A 6,239-nucleotide genomic window follows, 5' to 3' on the forward strand; every position below is an offset into this window, starting at 1 on the left:
GGGGGAAAGGGGAAAGGGGAAAGGGTAAAGGGCAAAGGGTAAAGGGAAAGGGAAAGGGGGAAAGGGGGAAAGGGCAAAGGGCAAAGGGCAAAGGGCAAAGGGCAAAGGGCAAAGGGGTAAAGGGAAAGGGCAAAGGGCAAAGGGCAAAGGGCAAAGGGGTAAAGGGAAAGGGCAAAGGGCAAAAGGCAAAGGGCAAAGGGGTAAAGATTAAATTTATTCCTTTTCCCTTTAACCTTTAACCTTTTCCCCATGCCCAATGCCCCATGCCCCATGCCCAATGCCCAATTTTTGAGCAATACTGTTACAAGAACGAATATTTAGATAAAATCCCACAATGACAATTCAACCTAACGATCGGCCTTTGCTAGAGTGGACAGGCGATAGTCTGGCAATTGGATTATTTGAAGATGCAGTAGAGTTAACTGGAGAACTGGCAACTTTAGATCAAAAGTTTGCTGGAGTCTTGAAAGAATTGATTGCTGAAGAAGAATTTAAAGGAAAAGCCAACAGCACTATTTTCACCCGCATCAGTGGTAATAGCCCGGTGCGTAAATTAATTGTGGTGGGTTTAGGAAAACCAGAAGCACTGAAAATAGATACACTGCGACGTGCTGCGGCTGCGGTGGCCAGGGTAGCGAAAAAGCAAAAAAGCAAAATTCTGGGTTTGAGTTTTCCCTTATGGAATAACGATCCAGAGGCAAGTGCCCAAGCGATCGCTGAAGGTGTAGAATTAGCACTCTACCAAGATGTCCGCTTCAAATCAGAACCAGAAGATAAAGCGCCACAAATAGAAACCGTAGAATTACTTGGTTTTGCTGGACAAGAAGCAGCCATTAACCGCGCCCATCAAATAGTTTCCGGGGTAATTTTGGCACGGCAGTTAGTAGCAGCGCCAGCCAATGCGGTAACACCGATTACCTTAGCAGAAACAGCCCAAACCATCGCCAACGAACACGGTTTACAACTGCAAATTCTGGAACGAGAAGACTGTGAAAAATTGGGTATGGGTGCTTTTTTGGGAGTCGCCCAAGCTTCTGATTTGCCACCAAAATTCATTCACCTTACTTACAAGCCAGAAGGTACGCCCAAAAAGAAACTGGCAATTATTGGCAAAGGATTAACCTTCGACTCTGGCGGACTGAATATTAAAGGTGCTGGTAGTGGCATCGAAACCATGAAAATTGACATGGGTGGTGCGGCTGCAACCTTGGGTGCAGCAAAAGCGATCGCTCAAATCAAGCCAGATTCCGAAGTACACTTTATCTCAGCAGCCACCGAAAACATGATTAGCGGCCGCGCCATGCACCCAGGAGACGTTCTCACAGCATCAAACGGCAAAACAATCGAAGTCAACAACACCGATGCTGAAGGACGTTTGACCCTAGCAGATGCCCTAGTGTATGCCGATAAATTGGGATTAGATGCCATCGTTGATTTAGCCACCCTCACAGGTGCCAACGTCATCGCCTTGGGTGACGATATTGCTGGCTTATATACTCCCGATGATGCAGTCGCTTCCCAATTGGAAAAAGCCGCCCAAACATCAGGAGAAAAAATTTGGCGGATGCCAATGGAAGAAAAATATTTTGAAGGGCTAAAATCTGGCATAGCCGACATGAAAAACACAGGCCCCCGTCCAGGTGGTGCCATTACCGCCGCCCTTTTCCTCAAAGAATTCGTCAAAGAAACCCCTTGGGCGCACTTAGACATAGCCGGCCCAGTATGGACAGATAAAGAAAACGGCTACAACGGTTCCGGGGCAACTGGTTACGGCGTTCGGACTCTGGTTAACTGGGTATTGGCAGCTGGCGAATAGGGACTGGGGCATGGGGCATTGGGCAGGGGAAAAGGTTAAAGGTTAAAGGGAAAAGGAATAAATTTAATCTTTCCCCTTTTCCCCTTACCCTTTTCCCTTTCCCCTTGTCCTCTTCCAATCCCCAATTTCGTGCTATCTTGGGCTAGCCACTAAAAATGTTGCAATATTAACAAAAGTATTAGGCTATCTCGAAAGTTAAGCTTTTTGGGCAAAGCCATCTGGTAAAATTTGTAAGGTTTCTAGAAGCTCTAAGCAATGGGATCGACTCGTGTACGGATCGCAATTGACGCAATGGGAGGGGATCACGCACCCGGTGAAATTGTTGCTGGCGCATTGCGAGCAAGGGAAGAATTGGGTGTAGATGTATTGTTGGTCGGCGATCCCCAACAAATTGAAGCTGCCTTACCTCCAAAAACAAGTTTAGGTCAGGTGGAGATCGTGACCGCACAGGAAGCGATCGCGATGGATGAAGAGCCTTTAAACGCAGTGAGACGCAAACGCAACGCTTCTATCAATGTGGCGATGGATTTGGTCAAGCAGCAACAGGCAGATGCAGTATTTTCAGCAGGTCACTCTGGCGCAGCTATGGCATCGGCTTTGCTCCGCTTAGGACGATTACCAGGAGTTGACCGCCCGGCCATTGGGACTGTTTTCCCGACCATTGTGGCTGGTAAACCAGTTCTAGTACTTGATGTCGGCGCAAATGTAGATTGCCGTCCAAAGTTTTTAGAGCAGTTTGCTGTCATGGGGTCAGCTTACAGTCAATATGTCTTAGGTACGGCTGAACCTAAGGTGGGTTTGCTGAATATCGGTGAAGAAGACTCCAAGGGCAATGATGCAGCTGTGCGCGCCCACCAATTGCTACGGGAAAATTCCCAAATTAATTTTATTGGCAATGCTGAAGGGCGTGATGTGCTTTCCGGTCGTTTTGATGTGATTGTCTGTGATGGCTTTGTTGGCAATGTCTTATTAAAATTTGCCGAAGCTGTGGGAGAAGTAATTCTGCAAATCCTAAGGGAAGAATTACCCCAAGGATTACACGGTCAAATCGGCTCAGCACTCTTAAAACCAAACCTGAAGCGGATCAAGCAGCGTATGGATCACGCAGAACACGGCGGCGCTTTGCTCTTAGGCGTGGCAGGAGTTTGTTTGATCGGTCACGGTAGCTCACAAGCACCTTCAATTTTTAATGCAATTCGCATGGCAAAAGAAGCTGTTGACAACCAGGTACTGCAACGAATCCAGTCCCAATATACCCTAGAGCGGGAGAGCGGTTAGTCATTAGTTATTAGTCATTAGTCATAGGTCATTAGTCATTAGTCATTGGTTAAGAGCAACACAGAACAAATGGCAAATGACAAAAGGCAAAGTCACATTAGACAAATGACCAAGACAAATAACCAACAACAAGTGACAAAAAGCTGATAGCTGGGGAGATTAGGTGTGCATAACTTAGGCATAGCAATTACAGGAAGTGGCTCAGCAGTACCGGCAACTTCCCTACACAACCAAAGATTGAGTGAATTGGTTGAAACATCCGACGAATGGATTACCACAAGAACTGGAATTAGTCAACGGCGATTAGCACTACCATCAGAGTCATTGAGTGTACTCGCTACAGCGGCCAGCAATCAGGCGATCGCAGCTGCGGGAATTAAACCAGAAGACCTGGATCTGATTTTGCTGGCAACTTCTACCCCTGACGATTTGTTTGGTAGTGCTTGTCAAGTACAAGCTAAATTGGGAGCGACCAAAGCAGTAGCCTTTGACTTAACAGCAGCCTGTTCGGGCTTTGTATTCGGACTGGTCACAGCAGCCCAATACATCAGAACTGGTGTCTATAAAAATGTACTGTTGATAGGAGCAGATATCCTCTCTCGTTGGGTAGATTGGCAAGACCGACGCACATGTGTACTATTCGGGGATGGTGCAGGGGCAGTGGTATTGCAGGCAGCGAAAAGCGATCGCTTACTAGGTTTTGCCCTCAAAAGTGATGGTACTCAAAACCATTACCTCAATCTAAGTTGCACAGGCTCATCCCAAGAGCTACTCCCTGATATAAAAGTTACCAAAGGCGCTTACCAACCCATTACGATGAACGGTAAAGAAGTTTACCGCTTCGCCGTCCAAAAAGTGCCAGAAATCATTGACAAAGCCTTGTTTCAAGCCAACCTCACTGTTGACCGCATAGATTGGCTAATTCTACATCAAGCCAATCAGCGGATTATTGATGCCGTTGCCCAACGCCTGAATATCCCAGAACAAAAAGTTATCAGTAATCTCGCTCAGTATGGCAATACCTCCGCTGCTTCCATTCCCCTAGCTTTAGATGAAGCAGTGCGCCAAGGCAAAATTAAACCCAATCACATCGTTGCTACATCCGGCTTTGGTGCCGGTTTGACATGGGGCGCAGCAATTTTTGAATGGGGAAGGTAAATAGTTAGGAGTTATGAGTTAGGAGTTAGGAGTTATGAGTTGTGAGTTATGAGTTAGCAGGTATGAGTTAGGAGTTATGAATATTAACTCCTCACTCCTCACTCCTCACTCCTCACTCCCAACTCCTCACTCCTCCCTCCTCACTCCCAACTCCTCCCTCCTCACTCCTCACTCCTCACTCCTCAATTTTTTGACCAATGACTAAAACTGCATGGGTGTTTCCCGGACAAGGTTCCCAAGCACTGGGAATGGGAATGGATTTATTAGATATCCCTGCCGCTAAAGACAAATTTGCCCAAGCTGAGGCAATTTTAGGCTGGTCTGTGACCGAAATATGTCAAACACAAGAAGAAAAATTATCACAGACGCTATACACTCAGCCGAGTCTTTACGTGGTAGAAAGCATTCTTGCTGACCTTCTTCGAGAACGAGGACACCAACCAGATTTAGTTGCTGGACACAGTTTAGGAGAATATGTCGCCCTTTATGTTGCGGGTGTCTTTGAGTGGTCGGCTGGTTTATGTCTGGTGAAGCGTCGTGCAGAACTGATGGATAGTATCTCTGGTGGTATGATGGCAGCCTTGATGAACTTTGACCGCGAACAGTTGGCAAAAGTCATTGCCGAAACCCCTGATGTCGTACTGGCAAATGACAATAGTCCGGCTCAAGTGGTAATTTCAGGCACAGCCGATGCTGTACAAGCGGTGATGTCTCAAGTAAAAGCCAAACGTGCTATTCCTTTAAAAGTTTCTGGGGCATTTCATTCACATTTAATTGCGGCGGCGGCGACTGAATTTCAAGACGTTTTGCAATCTGTGGAATTTCAGCCAGCTGTTGTCCCAGTTTTATCGAATATAGAACCAATTCCCTCTATTGATGCCGAAATTTTGAAACAGCGTCTCAACGAACAAATGACAGGTTCGGTACGTTGGCGAGAAATTTCTCTGCAATTGCCAGCCAACGGCATTGAGCAAGTAATAGAAATTGGCCCTGGTAAAGTTTTAACTGGCTTAATTAAACGTACAAGTCCTGATTTAATCCTAAAAAACATCAGTACTGCTGCTGATTTGCCTGTTTGATTGTTTGCAAAAGTCTGGTGAATTCAGGAATCAGAATCAATGCGATCGCTGGCTCCTGAATTGTTTATTTTTATAATTAAAAATAAAACCTGAGATTGATTCTCTCTAGCGATGATTACTTCAACCAACGTCACCCGTAAACTATTCAATATTCAAGAATATCACCGCTTAATTGAATTAGGTTTCCTTACAGAAAACGAAAGGATCGAATTAATTCGTGGAGAATTAATCCAAATGACTGCTAAAGGAACACCACACAGTAGTTGTACTTCTTCTGTAGTCAATGAATTAGTAGTTTTACTTTACAATCAGGCGATAGTTAGGGGACAAGAACCAATTTCATTACCTCCAAATAACGAACCTGAGCCTGATGTAGTGATTGCACGTTATCGTGCAGATCGTTATTCGTCAAAGCATCCTTCTGTTGAAGATATTATATTAGTAGCTGAAGTATTTGATAGTACTCTGAAATACGATACACAAGAAAAATTAACTCTTTACGCTGAATATAAAATTGCTAATTATTGGATATTTAATTTAGTAGCGAATTGTTTAGAAGTTTACACCCAACCGTTTCAGGATTTGCAAGGTAATTTTAATTATGCAAATAAGCAAATATATTTACCAAATGCAATTGTCAATATTCCACAATTTCCAGATATATCGCTGAATTTATCACTGATTTTTCCTCTGATTAGCTAGTATCATACTTTATACCTGCAACCACACTTGTTGAATATAGCGTTTCCTGTTCTAGTGAGGTACAAGGTAGGGGCGCAAAGCTTTCCACTACCTACAAATTTATGTACTTTAATTGATAGGGAACCCCTATAATACCGATTCAAAAAATGTTTGCGACAGATACCCCACCCGCCTGACGGCACCCTCCCCTTGCCAAGGGGAGGGTT

6 protein-coding genes are annotated in these 6,239 nt (G+C 44.9%); all 6 read left to right on the top strand.

Features of this window, described 5'->3' with window-relative positions; genetic code table 11:
* Window positions 1-239 (top strand): hypothetical protein (locus tag GNE10_RS35605; RefSeq protein ID WP_221643046.1); only part of this gene is annotated, 239 nt, incomplete at its 5' end.
* Window positions 240-334: 95 nt separating this feature from the next.
* Window positions 335-1,816, top strand: coding sequence for a leucyl aminopeptidase (locus GNE10_RS30765; RefSeq protein ID WP_185569632.1), 1,482 nt, complete (start codon window positions 335-337; stop codon window positions 1,814-1,816).
* Window positions 1,817-2,071: 255 nt separating this feature from the next.
* On the top strand, window positions 2,072-3,094 hold the full coding sequence (plsX, locus tag GNE10_RS30770; RefSeq protein ID WP_099068645.1) for a phosphate acyltransferase PlsX: 1,023 nt from the start codon (window positions 2,072-2,074) through the stop codon (window positions 3,092-3,094).
* A gap of 165 nt (window positions 3,095-3,259) precedes the next feature.
* Window positions 3,260-4,252, top strand: a complete 993-nt coding sequence (locus GNE10_RS30775) for a beta-ketoacyl-ACP synthase III (RefSeq protein WP_185569634.1) — start codon at window positions 3,260-3,262, stop codon at window positions 4,250-4,252.
* 197 nt (window positions 4,253-4,449) lie between these two features.
* A complete protein-coding gene (gene fabD / locus GNE10_RS30780; protein ID WP_185569636.1) occupies window positions 4,450-5,331 on the top strand; it encodes an ACP S-malonyltransferase in 882 nt (293 codons plus the stop codon).
* 111 nt (window positions 5,332-5,442) lie between these two features.
* On the top strand, window positions 5,443-6,033 hold the full coding sequence (locus GNE10_RS30785) for a Uma2 family endonuclease (RefSeq protein ID WP_185569638.1): 591 nt from the start codon (window positions 5,443-5,445) through the stop codon (window positions 6,031-6,033).
* Window positions 6,034-6,239: the final 206 nt, after the last annotated feature.

It is taken from the genome of Nostoc sp. 2RC, from assembly GCF_014222165.1.
GTDB classification, from domain to species: Bacteria; Cyanobacteriota; Cyanobacteriia; order Cyanobacteriales; family Nostocaceae; genus Nostoc; species Nostoc linckia.

Coding starts and splice junctions, on each gene's coding strand:
- plsX (WP_099068645.1), top strand. CDS start 2,072: ATGGGATCGACTCGTGTACGGATCGCAATTGACGCAATGGGAGGGGAT.
- GNE10_RS30785 (WP_185569638.1), top strand. CDS start 5,443: ATGATTACTTCAACCAACGTCACCCGTAAACTATTCAATATTCAAGAA.
- GNE10_RS30765 (WP_185569632.1), top strand. CDS start 335: ATGACAATTCAACCTAACGATCGGCCTTTGCTAGAGTGGACAGGCGAT.
- fabD (WP_185569636.1), top strand. CDS start 4,450: ATGACTAAAACTGCATGGGTGTTTCCCGGACAAGGTTCCCAAGCACTG.